The 17,500-nt window shown below is 48.6% G+C and carries 17 protein-coding genes; 9 read left to right on the top strand and 8 right to left on the bottom strand.

Features of this window, described 5'->3' with window-relative positions; all coding sequences use genetic code 11:
* Positions 1 to 19: 19 nt before the first annotated feature.
* The 5 genes from R3187_RS05985 to R3187_RS05965 are packed head-to-tail and all read right to left on the bottom strand — an operon-like array spanning position 20 to position 4,631.
* On the bottom strand, positions 20 to 505 hold the full coding sequence (locus tag R3187_RS05985; RefSeq protein ID WP_318965795.1) for a nuclear transport factor 2 family protein: 486 nt from the start codon (positions 503 to 505) through the stop codon (positions 20 to 22).
* Between the two features lie 39 nt (positions 506 to 544).
* Entirely contained in the window at positions 545 to 1,456 is a 912-nt protein-coding gene (locus R3187_RS05980; RefSeq protein WP_318965794.1) for a CopD family protein, read from the bottom strand.
* A gap of 15 nt (positions 1,457 to 1,471) precedes the next feature.
* The gene (locus R3187_RS05975) at positions 1,472 to 1,870 is read right to left on the bottom strand and encodes a copper resistance protein CopC (protein ID WP_318965793.1); all 399 of its coding nucleotides are present in this window, start codon (positions 1,868 to 1,870) and stop codon (positions 1,472 to 1,474) included.
* Between the two features lie 17 nt (positions 1,871 to 1,887).
* Positions 1,888 to 2,820 carry a copper resistance protein B gene (locus R3187_RS05970; RefSeq protein ID WP_318965792.1) on the bottom strand — a complete coding sequence of 311 codons (933 nt, stop codon included), beginning with the start codon at positions 2,818 to 2,820 and terminating at the stop codon, positions 1,888 to 1,890.
* Complete coding sequence (locus R3187_RS05965) at positions 2,817 to 4,631, bottom strand: copper resistance system multicopper oxidase (RefSeq protein ID WP_318965791.1); 1,815 nt, start codon at positions 4,629 to 4,631, stop codon at positions 2,817 to 2,819. The genes R3187_RS05970 and R3187_RS05965 overlap by 4 nt, the downstream gene beginning before the upstream one ends.
* 154 nt (positions 4,632 to 4,785) lie before the next feature.
* Here R3187_RS05965 and R3187_RS05960 point away from each other — a divergent pair, with 154 nt between their 5' ends.
* Together R3187_RS05960 and R3187_RS05955 are read left to right on the top strand one after the other, a co-directional pair.
* The gene (locus R3187_RS05960; protein ID WP_318965790.1) at positions 4,786 to 5,472 is read left to right on the top strand and encodes a heavy metal response regulator transcription factor; all 687 of its coding nucleotides are present in this window, start codon (positions 4,786 to 4,788) and stop codon (positions 5,470 to 5,472) included.
* A complete protein-coding gene (locus R3187_RS05955) occupies positions 5,465 to 6,859 on the top strand; it encodes a heavy metal sensor histidine kinase (RefSeq protein ID WP_318965789.1) in 1,395 nt (464 codons plus the stop codon). The genes R3187_RS05960 and R3187_RS05955 overlap by 8 nt, the downstream gene beginning before the upstream one ends.
* Before the next feature lie 206 nt (positions 6,860 to 7,065).
* Here the strand turns inward: R3187_RS05955 and R3187_RS05950 are convergent, their stop codons facing one another.
* Both R3187_RS05950 and R3187_RS05945 read right to left on the bottom strand, forming a co-directional pair.
* Positions 7,066 to 7,206, bottom strand: a complete 141-nt coding sequence (locus R3187_RS05950) for a hypothetical protein (RefSeq protein WP_318965788.1) — start codon at positions 7,204 to 7,206, stop codon at positions 7,066 to 7,068.
* A 185-nt stretch (positions 7,207 to 7,391) separates the two neighbouring features.
* Complete coding sequence (locus R3187_RS05945; RefSeq protein ID WP_318965787.1) at positions 7,392 to 8,417, bottom strand: Arm DNA-binding domain-containing protein; 1,026 nt, start codon at positions 8,415 to 8,417, stop codon at positions 7,392 to 7,394.
* Between the two features lie 96 nt (positions 8,418 to 8,513).
* Between R3187_RS05945 and R3187_RS05940 the strand changes: the two genes are divergently transcribed.
* Entirely contained in the window at positions 8,514 to 8,720 is a 207-nt protein-coding gene (locus R3187_RS05940) for a helix-turn-helix domain-containing protein (protein ID WP_290620355.1), read from the top strand.
* A gap of 746 nt (positions 8,721 to 9,466) precedes the next feature.
* Here R3187_RS05940 and R3187_RS05935 read toward each other — a convergent pair.
* Positions 9,467 to 9,619, bottom strand: a complete 153-nt coding sequence (locus R3187_RS05935) for a hypothetical protein (protein WP_318965786.1) — start codon at positions 9,617 to 9,619, stop codon at positions 9,467 to 9,469.
* Between the two features lie 85 nt (positions 9,620 to 9,704).
* Here R3187_RS05935 and R3187_RS05930 point away from each other — a divergent pair, with 85 nt between their 5' ends.
* Genes R3187_RS05930 through R3187_RS05905 form a run of 6 tightly spaced genes read left to right on the top strand, consistent with a single transcriptional unit; the run spans position 9,705 to position 17,482 of the window.
* Positions 9,705 to 10,085, top strand: coding sequence for a BlaI/MecI/CopY family transcriptional regulator (locus R3187_RS05930; RefSeq protein WP_318965785.1), 381 nt, complete (start codon positions 9,705 to 9,707; stop codon positions 10,083 to 10,085).
* Between the two features lie 5 nt (positions 10,086 to 10,090).
* Positions 10,091 to 11,083 carry a M56 family metallopeptidase gene (locus R3187_RS05925; protein WP_318965784.1) on the top strand — a complete coding sequence of 331 codons (993 nt, stop codon included), beginning with the start codon at positions 10,091 to 10,093 and terminating at the stop codon, positions 11,081 to 11,083.
* A gap of 13 nt (positions 11,084 to 11,096) precedes the next feature.
* The gene (locus R3187_RS05920) at positions 11,097 to 12,383 is read left to right on the top strand and encodes a TolC family protein (RefSeq protein WP_318965783.1); all 1,287 of its coding nucleotides are present in this window, start codon (positions 11,097 to 11,099) and stop codon (positions 12,381 to 12,383) included.
* A gap of 8 nt (positions 12,384 to 12,391) precedes the next feature.
* On the top strand, positions 12,392 to 13,642 hold the full coding sequence (locus R3187_RS05915; protein WP_318965782.1) for an efflux RND transporter periplasmic adaptor subunit: 1,251 nt from the start codon (positions 12,392 to 12,394) through the stop codon (positions 13,640 to 13,642).
* Positions 13,643 to 13,653: 11 nt separating this feature from the next.
* The gene (locus R3187_RS05910; protein WP_318965781.1) at positions 13,654 to 16,797 is read left to right on the top strand and encodes a CusA/CzcA family heavy metal efflux RND transporter; all 3,144 of its coding nucleotides are present in this window, start codon (positions 13,654 to 13,656) and stop codon (positions 16,795 to 16,797) included.
* A complete protein-coding gene (locus tag R3187_RS05905) occupies positions 16,787 to 17,482 on the top strand; it encodes a HupE/UreJ family protein (RefSeq protein WP_318965780.1) in 696 nt (231 codons plus the stop codon). The genes R3187_RS05910 and R3187_RS05905 overlap by 11 nt, the downstream gene beginning before the upstream one ends.
* The last annotated feature ends 18 nt before the right edge of the window (positions 17,483 to 17,500 follow it).

Genomic DNA, 17,500 nt, shown 5'->3' with positions numbered 1-17,500 from the left:
TCTCCTTTGCTGGTCGCTGTTATCGCGACCAATGTATATGCACAATGCGCCAGCCTTTTTCATTCTTCACCAGTACCAATGTTTCTTTACCAGTGTAATCAATCACTTTTCCTTTATATTCGCCGGACATTTTTGTTCTGCTTACCGAATACGCGACATCACCTTGCACGACGGTATGATGTTCAATTACCTCTCCTTTGACCGCGGCCAGAAATTTCATATCCGACAACATATGATGACTGGCATATTCATCGGCAGAGCGCTCTACACCGCCACCTTCAATAATCAGGACATTGTCTGCCAAGCTTGAACGGGCAACGGCAGCATTGCCTTGCTGCAAGGCTTTGTGGAAAGTTTTTACGACCTGCGCAGCGGCGGACGTTTCGCCTGTAAACATCTCAGTAGCGTTCGGTTTTTCAGTGCCATGTGCGACAACGATAACCGGCAGCATAAGTAGAGAAAACAGGGATGCCACAGTTAACGCATTTAAGTTTTTGAATAACATGCCATATATCCTTTTATTCTATAAATTTCAGTTGGATGGTTAGCCCGTCGGCCCTACCACAGTGGTAAAAACTGTGGTTGTTGTTAGCACCAACACGGCCAGTAGCGTCTCGACCATTATAGATCTTCGCAGCGTGTCGCTGTTGTGATGCCGTGCCAGGTCTTTTACCAGTTTAAATTTATGCCAAGCTGCCAGTAACAACATGCAACTGACTAACATCAGTTTAAACAACATGAACCGACCATAGTCGGTGGTAAATAATGCGTTAAGGGAACCAATTAACTGCAGCAGCAATAGCAGACCACAGCTCAGCAGCACTATTACGATTACAACTGCAACGCGACCAAATCTCTCCATCAGCGTCAACAGAGACGATATAGCCATCAAATCGCAACTTTTCTTAAGCGGCCACAATGCACCAACCCAGGCTGCAATCGCCAGCACGTGCAAAAGCAATATTGCTTGTACCCAACCGGCAAGCGGCGCTGTGTGACCGGTAAGGATAAAACTACCTGCCAGAGATACAATGCCGCTGACAGCGAGAATCCAGGCAACAATCCAGGCGACAATGGTATCCTTTCCCCAACCCGACCACAGCAGTGCTGCGAACAGCAGTGCTGCAAAGCCACTAAACCGTATTACAGTTTGACTCCCTATGGCAGACTGCCAGACAATGTTTAGCATTATCGTGTCCATCATCGCCGCAGGTCCGCTTTCTGCCATAGCACCTGCCTGCAACGGCAATTGTAGTAGTGCTAAAATCATCCCTGCAGCAGACCAGTTGATCAACCAGCGGTTAAGCCAAAACTGAAAACGGTTAGAGCCATATTGGTCGAAGGTGCTCCGAAGCGGCAAGAGGGTAAAAAGCAGCACCGCGCCGATCCCACTAACCACTGCACTATAGCTAAGCAGTTTTAACAACATTAGAAATAGCGCCCAAACATCAACCATCTTCGTTACCTTATTTTAATGCTGATGTGAATGTGGCGAAGCTTCTGCGGTCGCAGATGCACTCGGGCCATGCAGCATAAAAGTGAAGTCGCCACTCATTTTGTGGCCATCGGCACCCAGTGCTATCCAGCTTACCTGGTAGTTACCGCTTTGTAGCACAGGTAACGCCCAGCTAAATTGCTCAGATGCCGACGCTGATGGCGTAAATCCAAATTCAACACTGGTGTTATCCGCGTCGGTCAAACTTATTTTTGTAAGGCGAACCGGGCCGCTAAAGTTCAGGATCAATGTATCTGGTGTCTGCGTCAGCATGGCCTTATCAGCTGGCACCGTTTGTGTAAGATGGACATGTGCCAGCACCTGGCCGGCGAAAAAAAGTGCCACCAGCGGCAGCAGTAATTTAACTATTTTCATCTTCGTTTCCTTATTAATTAAAACCAAAACCGTAAACCGGCAACTAGCGCCGTTTCTTCAGTTGCTTCACTATACAAACGGGCGAGATCGGCTGTATTACCATACTTATTACTCCATTCTATACCGGCGTAGGGTGCCAATTGGCGGGAAAATTCATAGCGCATACGCAAACCGACGTTTGAAGACGTCAATCCTTTACCGATAGCGTTTACCGCGTCACCTTTACCGTAAGCAGCTACTTCTGCCCGCGCTTGCAATACCAGGCGTTGGGTCAACAACACTTCATATTCTGCTTCAGCGGCCAGTGCAGTACGCCCATTACTACCAACGTAAGCGGTGATATCCAGCTCAAACCAGTATGGTGCCAGCCCTTGAATGCCAAATGCCAGCCATTGCCGACTTTCACCCTCAGCATTGTGATCGAACCGTACACCAAGCTGGCGATCCCAGTATGCTGCAACTGCATGTCCCCACAACAAATCGGTCTGACTTTCTTCCAGTATACCCTCGCTAACATGCCCTTCAGATTTCACTACCAGTTTATCGTAGGTGGTGCCGTACCAGGCTTGCATATCGAACACCACTGCATCGGTGTCAATATCGTACTCCAGCCGGTCCCCCACAATTGACCACATTGGATGCTCAACAGCATGTTTTAAATGCAGGGAGTCTGCCATGCCGTAGGGGCCGTCTGTCAGGGTGTAACCACTGGAATAAGCATGTGGATCGCGCGCATCCGCCGGCGCCTTACCGCCCTGCATCTGCATATCGCCGTGATCCATGCTGCTATGATCCATCTTGCTGTGATCTACACCACTGTTATCCTGCGTTTCATGCTGATGTGGTTGCGCTTCAGTCGCTGTTTGTGCGGCCAGGCCGCCACTTAACAGCAATAATGTGCTGGTGAACAATAAAGCCGGCAGCTTGGTTGTCGCAATTGGTTTCTTCATGCCACCACCACTTCTCTGAACATGCCTGCATCCATATGGAACAGTAAATGACAATGCCAGGCCCAGCGGCCTACATCATGGGGCGTGGTTAAAAAACTAATACGCTGTGCCGGCTGAACCGGTATGGTATGACGCCTAACCAGCACTTCACCGCTGTCATTTTCCAGGTCGCTCCACATACCGTGCAGATGCATCGGGTGGGTCATCATCGTGTCGTTCTGCAAAATAACCCGGATGCGCTGGTTAAGCTTCATATGCACCGGGGTACTTTTACTGAACTCTAAACCGTCAATTGACCAGCTATAACGCTCCATATTGCCGGTAAGGTGTAACTCTATTTCTGCTTCCGGGCCACCCTTTTCGATAATGCCGTCCAATGAATGTAAATCGGCCAGCGTTAATGCCTGCCGTCCGGTATTTCGCAAACCAATACCTGGATCGTCCAGATTGGTTCTGGGCATGTCCACCCGCATATCGACCGACGGGCCGTATTCGGTGCTGGCGTGGCGCACTGTTTTGCTGGGCACAGCAAATGGTGTTGGCCTGGCATGCTGACTGTGATCCATTGCCATGTCACCGTGCATACTATGATCCACCGCGGCACTGCCAGTCGCCATAGCGCCTGCCTGCATCGCGTTGTGGTCCATCGCGTTGCTGCCTGCCATATCACCCATCATGTCGGCCATGGTTAGCCACTCCACCGGATCTAACGCCGGCACAGGCGCATTTAGGCCAGCCGCTACTGCCAGCGTTCCTCGGGCGTAACCGCTTCGGTCCATACTTTGAGCGAAAATGGTATAGGCATCGGTTTGCGGCGTGACGATAACATCGTAGGTTTCACCTGGACCAAAGCGGAATTCGTCTACCGTTACCGGATGCACATTTTGTCCATCGGCCTGCACCACGGTCATTTTCAGTTCGGGAATACGCACGTCAAAAAAGGTATTGCTAGAGCCATTAATAAAACGTAAGCGCACTTTTTCGCCTCGCTGAAACAAGCCGCGCCAGTTGGCCAGTGGTGTGCTGCCATTCATTAAATAAGTTAAGGTTGCCGCAGACAAATCGGCCAGGTCAGTGGGGTTCATCCGCATCTGTTGCCACATTTTGCGTTTCGCTAAGGCCGCTTCTAAACCTTTAGCCGACATATCGCGAAAAAAGTCCCGTACTGTTGGCTGATTAAAATTATACACATCACTTTGCACTTTTAGTTTGCCAAACACCTGCCTCGGATCATCGTCGGTCCAATCTGACAGCTGCACCACATATTCGCGATCGGCAGTAATAATATCTTGCGCTCTGGGCTCAATGATCAGCGCACCATACATGCCTGTCATTTCCTGAAAACCACTGTGAGAGTGATACCAGTAGGTGCCGCTCTGCTGCAACCTAAAGCGATAAACAAAGGTTTCACCGGGCATAATGCCCCTGAAACTCATGCCGGGCACACCGTCCATCTGGTAAGGTAAAATAATGCCGTGCCAGTGAATAGAACTGGGTACTGACAAGGTGTTGGTCACTTTTATCGTGACCTCATCCCCCTCACGCAGGCGTAACGTTGGGGCGGGAATGGAACCATTAATCGTCGTTGCTGTTCGCACTACCCCCGTAAAGTTAACCAGGGCTTCGCCAATGGTCAGCTCAATAACCTTGCCGCTTAACTCTGACGCATAGCCGGTGAAAGCATTATCTCTGAAGCGGCTACCCGCATGCACAATATGCGGAAAGGTAGCCAATACACCGCCCGCAGCCAGCCCCTGGACGAAACGGCGACGCGACACTGACCGCGGCATCGATAACTTGTTGCTGCCCATTGCTATCCCTCAATACGTTGTAATTTATTGCAGTCTAGTGATTAAAGCTGTCAGCAGCATGACTCAAACATGACAAAGTTGTAATCTTGTCGTCATCTTGCTGTATGCCTACCAGCGCCATACTTCTGGCAGAGCCAACGCCAAAGGAAAAAAGATGCGTTTACTGATTGTTGAAGATGAACTGAAAACCGGTGACTATCTCAAGCAAGGTCTGACTGAAGCCGGCTTTCAGGTATCGCTGGTCAGAAATGGCCTGGATGGTCATCATCTGGCGATGACAGAAGCCTTCGATCTGATCATTCTCGATGTGATGCTACCCGACGTCAGCGGCCTGCGCATCGTGCAGGCACTGCGTGAGCGCGATAACCGCACGCCGGTGCTGTTTTTATCGGCCCGCGACAGCGTAGATGACCGGGTGAAGGGGCTTGAGCTGGGTGCCGATGATTACCTAATCAAGCCATTTGCCTTTTCTGAAGTACTGGCCTGGGTGCGTACCCTGCTGCGACGCGGACAAAACATCAGCGCTGCTGAACTGTTGCAGGTCGCCGATTTGCAGTTAGATATCGCCAAACGCAAAGTGGTGCGCAGCGGCACAAAAATAACGCTCAGTCATAAAGAGTTTTGTTTACTGGAGCTACTGATGCGCCGCCGGGGTGAAGTTTTGCCGCGATCGCTTATCGCATCGCAGGTATGGGATATGAATTTTGACAGCGATACCAATGTTATCGATGTGGCTATCCGGCGCCTAAGGGCAAAAGTAGATGACAGCTTTACGCCTAAACTGATCCATACTGTGCGCGGGATGGGTTATAAACTGGATGAAGAGCAAGATAATGAATAACAGCCGTCAACGCCCGCTGTCTCTTACGCTACGCGTGGTGCTTTTTGTCACTTTGACCATTTCAATTTGCCTGTTTTTTGTCAGACAGATGCTGATAAGCTCGGTTGAGCATCATTTTATTCAACAGGATGCGGATGAGCTGGCAGTTATCGTGCGTTCTGTCGAAGAAATACTGCACCGTGCCGCAACTCAGCAACAACTGAGCGCAACGTCACTGTCGTTGGCGGTTGCCGGGCATCATGGCGTGTTTTATCAAATTATGGATGAACACAACGCGCTGATTTATCGCAATGCCGATTTTGATTTAACTCAGCTGTCAAGCCTCTCAGTCGCAGCCGACCATTTTGATGATGCGCAGATTTTCAACTGGAGGCTGGCAGAAAAAACATATCGCGGTGTAGTAGTGAAACTTACTTCCGCAGCCGCAAACTACCAGGTTATTGCCGCCATTGATACCAGCTTTCACTTGCAGTTTTTGCAGCAATTGCAAAGAAGCCTTGGTTTTATTTTATTTGGCTCATGCATACTCACTCTGCTGGCCGCCTGGCTGGCGGTGCATCAGGGCCTGGGACCTCTCAGAGGCTTGACTGAGCAGATGCGCGATATTCAAACCAATAAACTCGACATCCGGCTCAACCCTAATACAGTACCTGCGGAATTAGAGCATATGGTGCAGTCATTCAACCATATGCTGCACCGGCTGGAAGAAGGCTTTACCAAGCTGTCGCATTTTAGTGCCGACATTGCGCATGAGCTGCGCACTCCACTAACCAATATCATTACCCAAACCCAGGTTAGTTTATCCAAGCCACGTACGCTGCAGGAATACCAGAATGTGTTGTTTTCAAATCTGGAAGAACAAGAACGATTAAACAAAATGATTAGCGACATGTTGTGGTTGGCGAAAAGTCAGAATGGGCTGATCACACTGCAAAAGCAGCCGCTAAATCTTGCGGACGAAATTAACGCGATTTTTGACTTTTTCGAAGCATTAGCTGAAGAGTCCGGCGTTAAGTTACAATTTTCCGGCGCGGCAATTATGGTACAGGCTGACCGCACGTTACTGCGCCATGCGTTAACCAATCTGCTGTCGAATGCATTAAGGTATACCGCAAAGGGCCAAAGCATTACCGTAACAACGGCGTTGGCTGCACCTGACTCGGTTACTATCTGTGTCGAAAATCCTGGACTACCCATTCCACCAAAACATTTACCCTTTTTATTTGAACGTTTTTATCGAGCTGACCAATCAAGACAACGCCATAGTGAAGGTGCGGGTTTAGGTTTGGCTATTACTAAAGCCATTGTTGAGGCGCATGAAGGTCATATCGCTGTCGAATCAGATCAGCAGAGCACCCGCTTTATGGTCAGGCTGAAAACAGCGTGACCACTGCCTAAACAATCGTCTGAGATAGACATCCCAGCACATTTTATGTTTTACCTAACCGGACTTATCACAGGCGCTGTTGCGTTAGTAAACCCACTGTTAAGCAGTAACTGAATTGAATCACCTATAGTCTCTAGGCTACAGGGCGCGATGCGTATATTTTAACACCACAAGATCAGATGAGGTAAGAGCAACAACGACTCAATTTAATGAGACGTCAGACTCATGGTGGCAATAATTAATTCATCATCCCATATCGGCATATCAACGTAAGAAAACAGGGCTTCTATCAGTTCGTTAAAGCCTGTATCCGGATTGTAATGCTGGACTGTATATATACACGTCAAGGTGAACAGCTTGTTCTTTTTGTGGTTGATTCTGGTCACCGGTGTCGTTCGTATATAATGAACTCCATATTGCTCAGAATATCGGATACCATAGGCGTATTGGAAAGGTAGCTCCGGATCTTTAACCAGAAAATACTCTAGTAAAATACCAGCATACCGTCTATTTATTATTCGTTTTGTCATAGCTAATCGAGCACATATTGCGATAAAACTTGATGGATAACAGGCCGAAACAAGATCTGTGTTTGTTGGCAAATTTGGTCGACACTTAGTCCGGCTTCATAGAGGTAAAAGACTGAAGCACGCTTCAGCACATGAATATGTAGCGCATCTCTTCCGACCTCCTGACAAGCCTTTGGCCAACATTCTTTGCTGAGCCAGCAATGGTTTATTTTCAACTTTTTGCCAAAAGGTGCGCCAAAAACATAGCGGCTACTACCCGATTTTTTTCGCAGTTGAAAGAGAAGACGTCTAGCATAAGGGTCGATATATACCTCCCGCCCAGACAAAAAAAACGTTGTATCCTTTATGCTATAGTGTTTCCATTCAAGCTCTAACAGCTCTTTTGAAGATAGCCCCGTATAATATTGCAATAAAAAAACCTCGCGATATTTTGATGGCACGTTATCGACTATTTGCAATATGTCTCTGTGACATAATGGCCTGGCATATTGTCCACCGTCGTCTGTTAGCACTAGTTTGAATGGCCTGGGAAATACATAGACTAGCGAAGCTTGATCTAAGACCGTGAAAACAAACTCCATCGCTGCAATGTAATTTGGTTTTGTAATTCCCTTTATAGTCTTGAGCATTTCTTTCAGTTTGAGGATGTTGTAACCCAGAATTTCATCAACCCGTTGCTCCCCCAAACATCCCATAATGCAAATCATTAAAATCTGCCCTAATTCATCTGAACTACCTTGAAACTCATTCATTAGGAAATGCCTGAAAGTAGGTAGTCCTCGCCAACCTGGCGACAGAAATTTTGATTTTAATGCATTGATATAAAATACATTTTTACTGTAAGGAAAGTATTTTGCATAGTCAAAAACACCCGATTTCACTTCTTGATGTATTTTTTTTAAGGTAGTCTGCAAATACGTCCTGTGTTTCGGTGTATCTAAAAATTTTGTTTGCTCAGATAAGTGGCACCCCATGATTTTTAGACGTAATACCAAATTACCTTCTGTATCACGGACAATAGGCTTCATTTAATACCTCCATTAAGAACGATGCGCTTTTGGTGAAAAACCGGTTATGATTAAAAACAGGCAACCCCCGGAGGACAGATGTTCAGGTACCATTTAATGGCGTTAGTCGAAAAAAAATCATTTGATGATGGGCAACGCGTTACGATTAACGAGATTTCCGAGGCAACGGGGATACACCGAGCGACCCTATCAAAAATGATTAATACCCCTGGCTGTAATGTGACGCTAGATACCATTGATCGCCTCTGTAAATTTTTCGAGGTTCCGGTCGAACACCTTATCGAGCACGTTCCCGACAAGTAAAGCCCACAGACAGCCTCAGTCAGGCCAACAATCCAAAGTCCGCTGCAGATGGTGTAGCAACAGACTTTTCACTTCTTTCGCTGGCAAATCCGCCAGAAAAGAATTGTGATGTGACGTCCCCGAAAGCCAGTTCAGAAGGGCGTCAGCATTACTCTTCTCATTGCCATTTCCGATGGCAACTATAAGGTTATGGCTGTGAGGATTGATCTGAAGTGACGCTAGCAAATAATCTCGCACGTTATGTAAACGCCTCTGTTGTGATTTATGCTCGTACATTGATTGTAAAAACGTATTCGCCGAGATGCTCATCATAGAATTCTCCTGTATGAAACTCTGACCATCCCTGGCGGACATAGAAATCCCTTCTTCAGCGCTTACTTAACCATTTTTAGTTAGCCCACTTAAATGTAGACTTAAATATACCAATGTCAAATATAGTCGACATTTTATTTTATGTGTACCTTTACTAGGCGTTAGAATGCGTGAGTAACACTGGGCAGTTTTCCTCACTTTCCAGAACATTGACTGATTAAAGAATGGAGCTGAACGACGGTTTTGTAGAGTACTTCGATTAATGCTAGGGGTTGCGAATTACCCATAAAATCACTGTAATACATGCAACATCGGCTAAAGCTGGCCAGAAGCTTAGTCAATGAAGTCGCCAAGGAAACAATAAAAACATCGGTAAGGTTGGCGCCATATACCAGAAAATATACCAGGCGTGGTTGGCAATTTTTTTCCAGCGGTTACTTTTCGGTATACTGCCAGATCATCGCAATAACCGTGACCAGCGGTAGCGCGACAATAAATGCTCCGAGAATATCACTGCGTTTTGCTAACTCTAAGGCCGCAACCTCTGTAGCCGCCGTTACCAGATACTTAATAATTAACCAGCTCATATTTACCCAACATTATATAAAAACCGATTGCCTGTCGGTTTTTAGTGTGCCATGATTACGCTCAATGTGGTAAGAGAAATGTATTATGCAGTTAGGTGAATTAGAAAAACAGGTTTTGCACTATTTGTGGAATGCTGCTGAATCTGATGCCAAGCAAGTACATGCCGTGCTTGGGCAGTCGCGCGGAAACTCACTCAATACCATTCAAAGCACACTCGATCGGTTGTTTAAAAAAGGATTGCTCGGTCGCACCAAACAAGGTCATGCTTATTGTTATAGCGCCAAAGTAGACCGTGAGGCCTTGATAGCTAAACTTATCACCAACGTAACCAGCGACTTTGTTACCGAGGGCGAACATAGCCTGATTGCGGCTTTTAATTCAGCCTCTGCCAACCTGAATGATGCTCAGCTGGATCAGTTACAGACATTGATAGAAGCCCAGCGTAAGCTGCGCAGAGGGGGCTAAGCATTATGCTGGTTGGGGATTTGGCGATAGTACTGAATTTGCTCAGTATTGCCGTGTTGGCTTTTGCTATCAGCGTTGTCCTGCTCTGTATCAGTTTCCGTGCGATATTAAACCGCTTAGCGCATTTTACTTTCGGCCTGCGTAAAGCCATCTTATGGGCATTGGTAAGTGCTCCCTGGTGGATTGCCGCCGGTTGTGTCGCTGTGCTGTGGCCAGGTCAGCCAGACATATTTGCCGCAACCTGGCTAAGTGGATTGGCGCACTGGCATCATGTCGATCTGTTTAGTTTTACCAGTTGGCACGCTATTACCTTGTTTTCAGCGGTGGCCTATGCAACGTGGTCGATAGCGCGTAACGTGTTTTATCGTCGCAAACAAGCCAGCGCGATGGCAGCGTTGCTCAGCTTGTCTGACATCAAGCCAGCAACAACTACAGCGCAGTGTCGGTACTATTCGTTAGCGTTGTCTGTTCCTACTGCCTTTACCGCTGGTCTTATCCGCCCCAGAATTTTTGTAACCACAGCACTGCAGCAGCAGGTTAATCCGCAACAACTTGATATTATCGTCAGGCATGAAATGGCGCATGTAACTGCCAGAGATCCATTGTTTAAGACCGTCTTCGCCGCTGTTGCCTGTTTTTACCCTGCGGGAACAGCACGTAGTCTGATCACGCAATTTACTTTGCTGACTGAGCAGATAGCCGACCGCGCGGCCACAGATGCTTATGATAATCTTGATGTTGCCCAAACGCTTATTGATGTCGCCCGTTTGCAACGCAATCTGAATTTTGGCAATAAAAGTGCGCATTGCGATGGCGTAGCCAGTTATTTTGGTAATGACCAAACCAGTGTGCGGGTACAGTATCTGATTAACCCTGCATTATCGACATCGCGGTCGGCAATCGTTTTGGCTTTGCTGCTGTTTAGCTGTTCGCCCCTGCTGGTGGCGTCAACGGTGGATAGCCTGCATCACTTTATTGAAACCTTTATTACCCATTAAATAAGGACCGGGAATGACAGTTATGCTGTTTAAACGCAAAATCAAAAAACCGATTGGCTATCGGTTTTGTGCGGTGCTAATAGGGATAAGTTTATCTCTGTCAGCCGTTGCGCAAGAGCCCGCAGCACGCCCCCAGGTTATCAGCCTGGCAGATGCAATAACCCTGACCCTGGAAAATCACCCTGATTTAAAGACGCTGGTATCACAACAGCGTGTTTTGCAGGGTCGAATTGAGCAAGCGGGGGTTGGCGAGCAGCCACAGATCGACTTTATGGTTGAAGATGCGCTGGGGACAGGTGAGCACAGTGGGATTAACAGAATGCAGTCCACACTGACATTCTCCTGGCTACTACAGCAAGCGCAAATAGACAGCCGGGTTAGCGCGGTAAAAAGTGAGGCCGATACGCTGGCGTTGCAAAAGCACATTACCGCGCTTGATTTATCTGCGGAAGTAGCAAAACGCTTTATCGATATTCTGGTGAAACAACAGCGACTTAAGCTAAACCAGTTAGCATTGCAGCAAGCAAAAGATGTGGTGGCAGCCATTTCAAAACGGGCGCAAGCCGGGAAAAGCTCCGCTGTTGAAATACAGCTGGCAAAAGCAGAGCTGATCCGCCGTGAACTGGCGGTAGAGGATGTTGAGCATGAACTTAATGCCAGCCAATACCAGTTCGCTTCGCTTTGGGGCGCGCCGGGCACTCACTATCAGCTCACCGGCAATTTACTGAACATACCAGCAGTACCCCCGGTTGAAGAGCAATTGGCACGGTTGAAACAAAACCCACGTCTGCAACAATTCGGCAGTGCTCAGCGCATTGCGCAGTCGCAGATGGAGCTGGCAAGAATAGACGCTAAACCGCAATGGCAGTTTACCGCCGGGGTGCGTCGCTATGAAGCCAGTGATGACTTTGGTGTAGTTGCCGGTGTGTCCATTCCGTGGGGGGGCAGCAACCGTAATGCCGGCACGCTGGCAGCGTTGCAAGCCCGGCAGGATGTGTTGGCAAGCGAACAAACTGCCCTGATGCAAACCCTGGATGCTCAGCTGTATGTTTTGCTGCAGGAAATGGCGCATTCACAGCATGTTATTAATGCCATACAAACGGCGATTTTGCCCACCTTAGAACAGGCGCTGACAGAGGCAAGTAATGCCTTTGAGCGAGGGCAACTCAGTTACAACCAATACAGCGGGGTGCGCCGGGAATTGCTCAGTGCCCAGTCCCAACTGCTTGAGGCGTTTGAGAGTCTGCATTTGCAGCACATCGAAATTCAGCGCCTGACCGGTACTTCTATTTCTCAGTGAGACAAACTATGAACAATAACAGCACGTTTTCGTCAATCAGTCTGGCGCTATTACTGAATATCGGTATGGCCACCAGTGCTTTATTACCTGCAACAATAATGGCGGCATCGGCACCTGCTGCAGAGCAAGCCGAACCAGAAAAGGGCCCGCACGGGGGGCGGATGCTACGCGACGGTGAATTTGCGTTGGAGCTGGCAATTTTTGAAACCGGAGTACCGCCTGAATTTCGGGTGTGGGTTACTGATGACGGTAAAGCGGTCGACCCGGCAACAGTAGATTTGAATATCAAGTTAACCCGATTAGGCGATGGGGTGGACGATATCAACTTTGTGGCACAGGGGGAGTTACTGCGCGGCGATATGCAAATCTTCGAGCCGCATTCTTTTGTGGTGACGATCACAGCTCAACATCAGGGCAAATCATACCGTTGGCAATATGACAATTTTGAAGGCCGAACCACTATCGAACAAGCCGTGGCTGAGGCGATGGATATTCAAACCGACATAGCAGGCCCGGCTACCTTGCACCAGACGATCCCTGCCTATGGCACGCTGGCACTGCCAGCCGGTGCAGAGCGCACTATTGCGGCCCGGTTTGATGGTGAAATTACTAAGTTGCATGTGGCGCTTGGTGACACAGTGAAAACAGGCCAAACCTTATTAACAATCGAGAGCAATGAGAGTTTGCAGCCCTATCAGGTGAAAGCGCCGCTAGCAGGTGTTGTCACTCAACAGTTTGCCGGTAACGGAGAGCAAACCGCTGGTCGTGCTTTGCTGACGATTTCCGACCTCAGCCACTATGTGGCAAAACTGGCGGTATACCCTAAAGATTACCAAAAAGTCCGGCCCGGCTCCCCGGTTAGCTTAAAGGTAGAAGGCTCAGACAATACATACAGTGGCAGTATTGCCTTTGTAGAGCCACAGGTACGCGATGACCAGGCCCGTATTGTCTGGGTAATGCTACCCAATAGTCAGAATGAATTTACTGCCGGCAGTTTTGTCACTGCCCAGATTGAAGTGGCCACAATAGATGTGTCACTGGCGGTTAAACGCACCGGCTTGCAAGCGTTTCGGGATTTTACCGTGGTGTATGCCAAAGTCGGCGAGCAATACGAAGTTCGGATGCTGGAGCTGGGACGCAATGACGGCGAATGGATTGAAGTGCTCGGTGGCCTGAAACCGGGCACGGAGTACGTCAGCCAGAACAGTTTTATCTTAAAAGCCGACATTGAAAAGTCTGGCGCCTCTCACGACCACTAGGAGCGTAAATAATGTTGGAATCAATTTTACGCTTTTCAATCAAGCGAAAATTTCTGGTAATGGTGATGGTGTTGGCCGTAGCCGGATTAGGACTGTGGAACTTCACGAAGTTACCCATCGATGCGGTGCCCGATATTACCAACGTACAGGTAATGATTAACACTGAAGCGCCCGGTTATACCCCACTTGAAGTGGAGCAGCGGGTTACCTTCCCATTGGAAACCGCGTTGGCGGGTTTACCGGGCTTAACTTATACCCGCTCAGTATCACGCTATGGCTTGTCTCAGGTGGTTGCTATTTTTAGCGATGAAACTGATGTGTATTTTGCCCGGCAACTGGTGAATGAACGCTTATCGGCGGCCCGTGCGGAGCTGCCGACCGGCCTTGAACCGCAACTTGGGCCTATAGCGACGGGTTTAGGCGAAATTTTTATGTTTACTGTCGATGCTGCGCCTGGCGCAACGCATGCAGATGGCTCGCCCATTACGCCGATGGACTTGCGCACCGTACATGACTGGACCATCAGACCACAGCTGATGCGGGTGCCGGGCGTTGTTGAAGTGAACCCAATTGGCGGCTTTGAGCGCGAAATCCTGGTAGCCTTTAAACCTGAAAAACTGCTGGCGTTTGGTTTAACTCAGGCTGATGTCGTCGATGCCATTACTAATAACAATCAAAACCGTGGTGCCGGTTTTATCGAGCAAAATGGTGCACAGTGGCTGCTCAGAATGCCCGGCCAGGCCGAAGATATTGCGGTTATCGCTGATATTCCGCTGCGCTCTGACAACGGCGCGGCACTGACCATCAAAGATGTGGCAGATATCGAAAATGGTCAGGGGCTTAGAACCGGCGCAGCGACCCAAAATGGTCGTGAAGTGGTGATGAGCACTGTGTTTATGTTAATTGGCGAGAACAGCCGGACCGTGGCGTATGCGGTGGGCGAAAAACTAAAAGAAATCAACACGACTTTACCTGAAGGCGTGGTGGCTACTGCGGTATATGATCGCACTACGCTGGTGGATAAAACGTTAGTAACAGTACGAACCAATCTGTTGGAAGGTGCTATTTTGGTTATCGTGGTGTTATTTGTGCTGCTGGGTAACTTCCGCGCAGCATTTTTAACCGCCCTGGTTATCCCTTTTGCCATGCTAATGACTGTTACCGGTATGGTACAAACCGGTGTCAGTGCCAATTTGATGAGTTTGGGCGCACTGGACTTTGGTTTATTAGTCGATGGGGCAATTATTATCGTTGAAAACTGTTTACGCAGGCTAAGCCAGGCGGGAAGTAATCCTCTGCCTTTGAAAGCGCGCATGCAGCTGGTGTTTGACGCCACACGGGAAGTGATAAGACCGGCATTATTTGGCGTATTTATTATCACCGTGGTGTACTTGCCCATTTTTGCGCTGGAAGGGGTGGAAGGCAAGATGTTCCATCCGATGGCCATTACCGTGGTGATTGCGCTGCTAAGCGCCATGTTGCTGTCTGTCACCTTTGTGCCGGCAATGGTTGCTTTGTTATTTAAAAAGCCGGTAAAAGAAAAACACAGCCCACTTATCCGGGGCGCGGCGGCTTTGTATCGTCCCGCGTTAACCTGGGTGCTGAAAGGGCGCTGGCTGGTCGTTATTGCCTCCACAGCGTTGGTGGTGGTGTTTGGTTACCAGGCCAGCAACTTAGGCAGTGAGTTTGCCCCTAATCTGGATGAAGGCGATATTGCTATGCACGCGCTGCGGATCCCCGGCACTTCGCTAAGCCAGGCCATTGCACTACAGGAAACACTGGAAGATAAAATAAAACAGATGCCTGAGGTTGAGCGGGTGTTTGCCAAAATAGGCACCGCAAATGTGGCAACTGATGCCGTACCTCCCAGTGTGGCTGATAACTTTATTATCTTAAAACCCCGTGAGCAGTGGCCAAACCCTGATAAGCCCAAAGCACAGCTCGTTGAAGAACTTGCTGCTTTGGTGGAGCCCATTCCCGGTAACCGTTACGAGTTTTTACAGCCTATTCAGATGCGGTTTAATGAGCTTCTGGCCGGGGTGCGCTCTGAATTAGCCATTAAAGTGTTTGGCGATGATTTTGACAGTCTGGCCGCACTGGGAGAAGAGATAGGTTCTGCTATCGCACAGGTTGAGGGCATTGCCGATATTCAGGTTGAACAGCTTACCGGCTTACCGATGCTGAACCTGGTGCCGGATCGGCAAAAGTTAATGCAACATGGTATCAGTATGGCTGAGTTACAGTCTCAGGTTGCCACTGCAATGGGCGGCACTGTGGCCGGCAAGTTTTATCAGGGCGATGTTCGTTCAGACATCGTAGTGCGCCTGGGTGAGTCGCGACGACAGGATGTTGATGCGCTAAGTTATCTGCCCATTCATTTGCCGGATGGCCATTCGGTTCCGCTACAGGAGTTGGTTTCACTGGAGCTTGTCTCGGGGGCGAATCAGATTAACCGTGAAAATGGAAAACGTCGGGTGGTGGTTACCGCCAACGTACGCGGGCGTGACCTTGGCAGCTTCGTAGCTGATATTCAGCAAGCCGTAGCAGACAAAGTGGATATCCCGGCCGGTTATTGGCTGGAATACGGCGGGACTTATCAAAAACTGCAATCGGCTTCACAGCGTCTGAGTATCGTGGTGCCGGTTACTTTGCTGATGATAATCGGCTTGTTAATTCTGGCGCTGAGTTCGTTCAAAGACGCCATGATCATTTTTACCGGTGTGCCACTGGCCCTGACCGGGGGTATTGCTGCCTTATTGCTGCGTGATATTCCGTTTTCTATCTCGGCTGCGGTTGGCTTTATTGCCCTATCCGGTATAGCGATTTTAAATGGTCTGGTCATGGTGTCGTTTATCCGGGAACTGCGCAAAGAGGGCATGGGGCTTGAGCAAGCTATTTTTGATGGGGCTTTAACGCGGTTACGTCCGGTTTTAACCACGGCATTAGTGGCTTCGCTGGGCTTTGTTCCAATGGCGCTTAACACCGGTATCGGCTCTGAAGTGCAACGGCCACTTGCAACCGTGGTGATAGGAGGGATTATCTCGTCCACCTTACTCACATTGTTCGTTATTCCGGCGCTGTATCGCATTTTACATAAAGATAAGGAGTCACTGTTGACTGACGTTGACGTATTGGAGTCTGTAGATGCCAAATAAATTAATGCAAACGGGGTTATGGCTGTTAATCGGCGTGTTATCACTGCTTAGCATCGGCGCTTTTGCCCATGGTGTGGATGACAGCACCAGGGCATTTTTAGAGCAAAATCAGGGTGTACAATTCATCCCGTTTTTATATATCGGTGCCAAGCATATGATCACCGGCTATGACCATTTGTTGTTCTTAGTCGGGGTGATCTTCTTTTTGTACCGCAGTAAGGACGTTTTACTCTATGTAACCATGTTTACGCTGGGCCACAGTATCACGTTGTTGTTCGGTGTCCTTAACGATATTCAGGTCAATGCGTATTTGATTGACGCCATTATCGGCCTATCCGTTATCTATAAAGGTTTCGACAATCTGGGCGGTTTTAAGCGCTGTTTTAATTGGCAACCGGACACGCGCGCAGCGGTACTGATCTTTGGTTTGTTTCATGGTTTTGGTCTGGCCACCAAGTTGCAGGAGTTTCAACTGCCACAGGAAGGACTGTTAACTAATTTAATTGCCTTTAACATCGGGGTGGAACTGGGCCAATTTGCGGCGTTAGCGTTAATTCTGCTCGTCATTAATGCCTGGCGAAAAGTGCCGTCATTTCGGCGCTTTTCTACCCTTACTAACACCGCCTTAATGAGTGCCGGCGTCATGCTGATGGGCTATCAGTTGACGGGTTACTTCATCAATTAATTTACTGAACAACATTAC

The sequence above is a fragment of the Arsukibacterium sp. genome (genome assembly GCF_033721375.1).
GTDB lineage: Bacteria > Pseudomonadota > Gammaproteobacteria > Enterobacterales > Alteromonadaceae > Alishewanella.
Note: the sequence above shows the minus strand (reverse complement) of the source record. Positions and strands in the feature narration are given on the sequence as shown.

Excerpts from the sequence above, each read along its gene's own strand:
- R3187_RS05985 (WP_318965795.1), bottom strand. The coding sequence starts at position 505 with ATGTTATTCAAAAACTTAAATGCGTTAACTGTGGCATCCCTGTTTTCT.
- R3187_RS05980 (WP_318965794.1), bottom strand. The coding sequence starts at position 1,456 with ATGGTTGATGTTTGGGCGCTATTTCTAATGTTGTTAAAACTGCTTAGC.
- R3187_RS05975 (WP_318965793.1), bottom strand. The coding sequence starts at position 1,870 with ATGAAAATAGTTAAATTACTGCTGCCGCTGGTGGCACTTTTTTTCGCC.
- R3187_RS05970 (WP_318965792.1), bottom strand. The coding sequence starts at position 2,820 with ATGAAGAAACCAATTGCGACAACCAAGCTGCCGGCTTTATTGTTCACC.
- R3187_RS05965 (WP_318965791.1), bottom strand. The coding sequence starts at position 4,631 with ATGGGCAGCAACAAGTTATCGATGCCGCGGTCAGTGTCGCGTCGCCGT.
- R3187_RS05960 (WP_318965790.1), top strand. The coding sequence starts at position 4,786 with ATGCGTTTACTGATTGTTGAAGATGAACTGAAAACCGGTGACTATCTC.
- R3187_RS05955 (WP_318965789.1), top strand. The coding sequence starts at position 5,465 with ATGAATAACAGCCGTCAACGCCCGCTGTCTCTTACGCTACGCGTGGTG.
- R3187_RS05945 (WP_318965787.1), bottom strand. The coding sequence starts at position 8,417 with ATGAAGCCTATTGTCCGTGATACAGAAGGTAATTTGGTATTACGTCTA.
- R3187_RS05940 (WP_290620355.1), top strand. The coding sequence starts at position 8,514 with ATGGCGTTAGTCGAAAAAAAATCATTTGATGATGGGCAACGCGTTACG.
- R3187_RS05935 (WP_318965786.1), bottom strand. The coding sequence starts at position 9,619 with ATGAGCTGGTTAATTATTAAGTATCTGGTAACGGCGGCTACAGAGGTT.
- R3187_RS05930 (WP_318965785.1), top strand. The coding sequence starts at position 9,705 with ATGCAGTTAGGTGAATTAGAAAAACAGGTTTTGCACTATTTGTGGAAT.
- R3187_RS05925 (WP_318965784.1), top strand. The coding sequence starts at position 10,091 with ATGCTGGTTGGGGATTTGGCGATAGTACTGAATTTGCTCAGTATTGCC.
- R3187_RS05920 (WP_318965783.1), top strand. The coding sequence starts at position 11,097 with ATGACAGTTATGCTGTTTAAACGCAAAATCAAAAAACCGATTGGCTAT.
- R3187_RS05915 (WP_318965782.1), top strand. The coding sequence starts at position 12,392 with ATGAACAATAACAGCACGTTTTCGTCAATCAGTCTGGCGCTATTACTG.
- R3187_RS05910 (WP_318965781.1), top strand. The coding sequence starts at position 13,654 with ATGTTGGAATCAATTTTACGCTTTTCAATCAAGCGAAAATTTCTGGTA.
- R3187_RS05905 (WP_318965780.1), top strand. The coding sequence starts at position 16,787 with ATGCCAAATAAATTAATGCAAACGGGGTTATGGCTGTTAATCGGCGTG.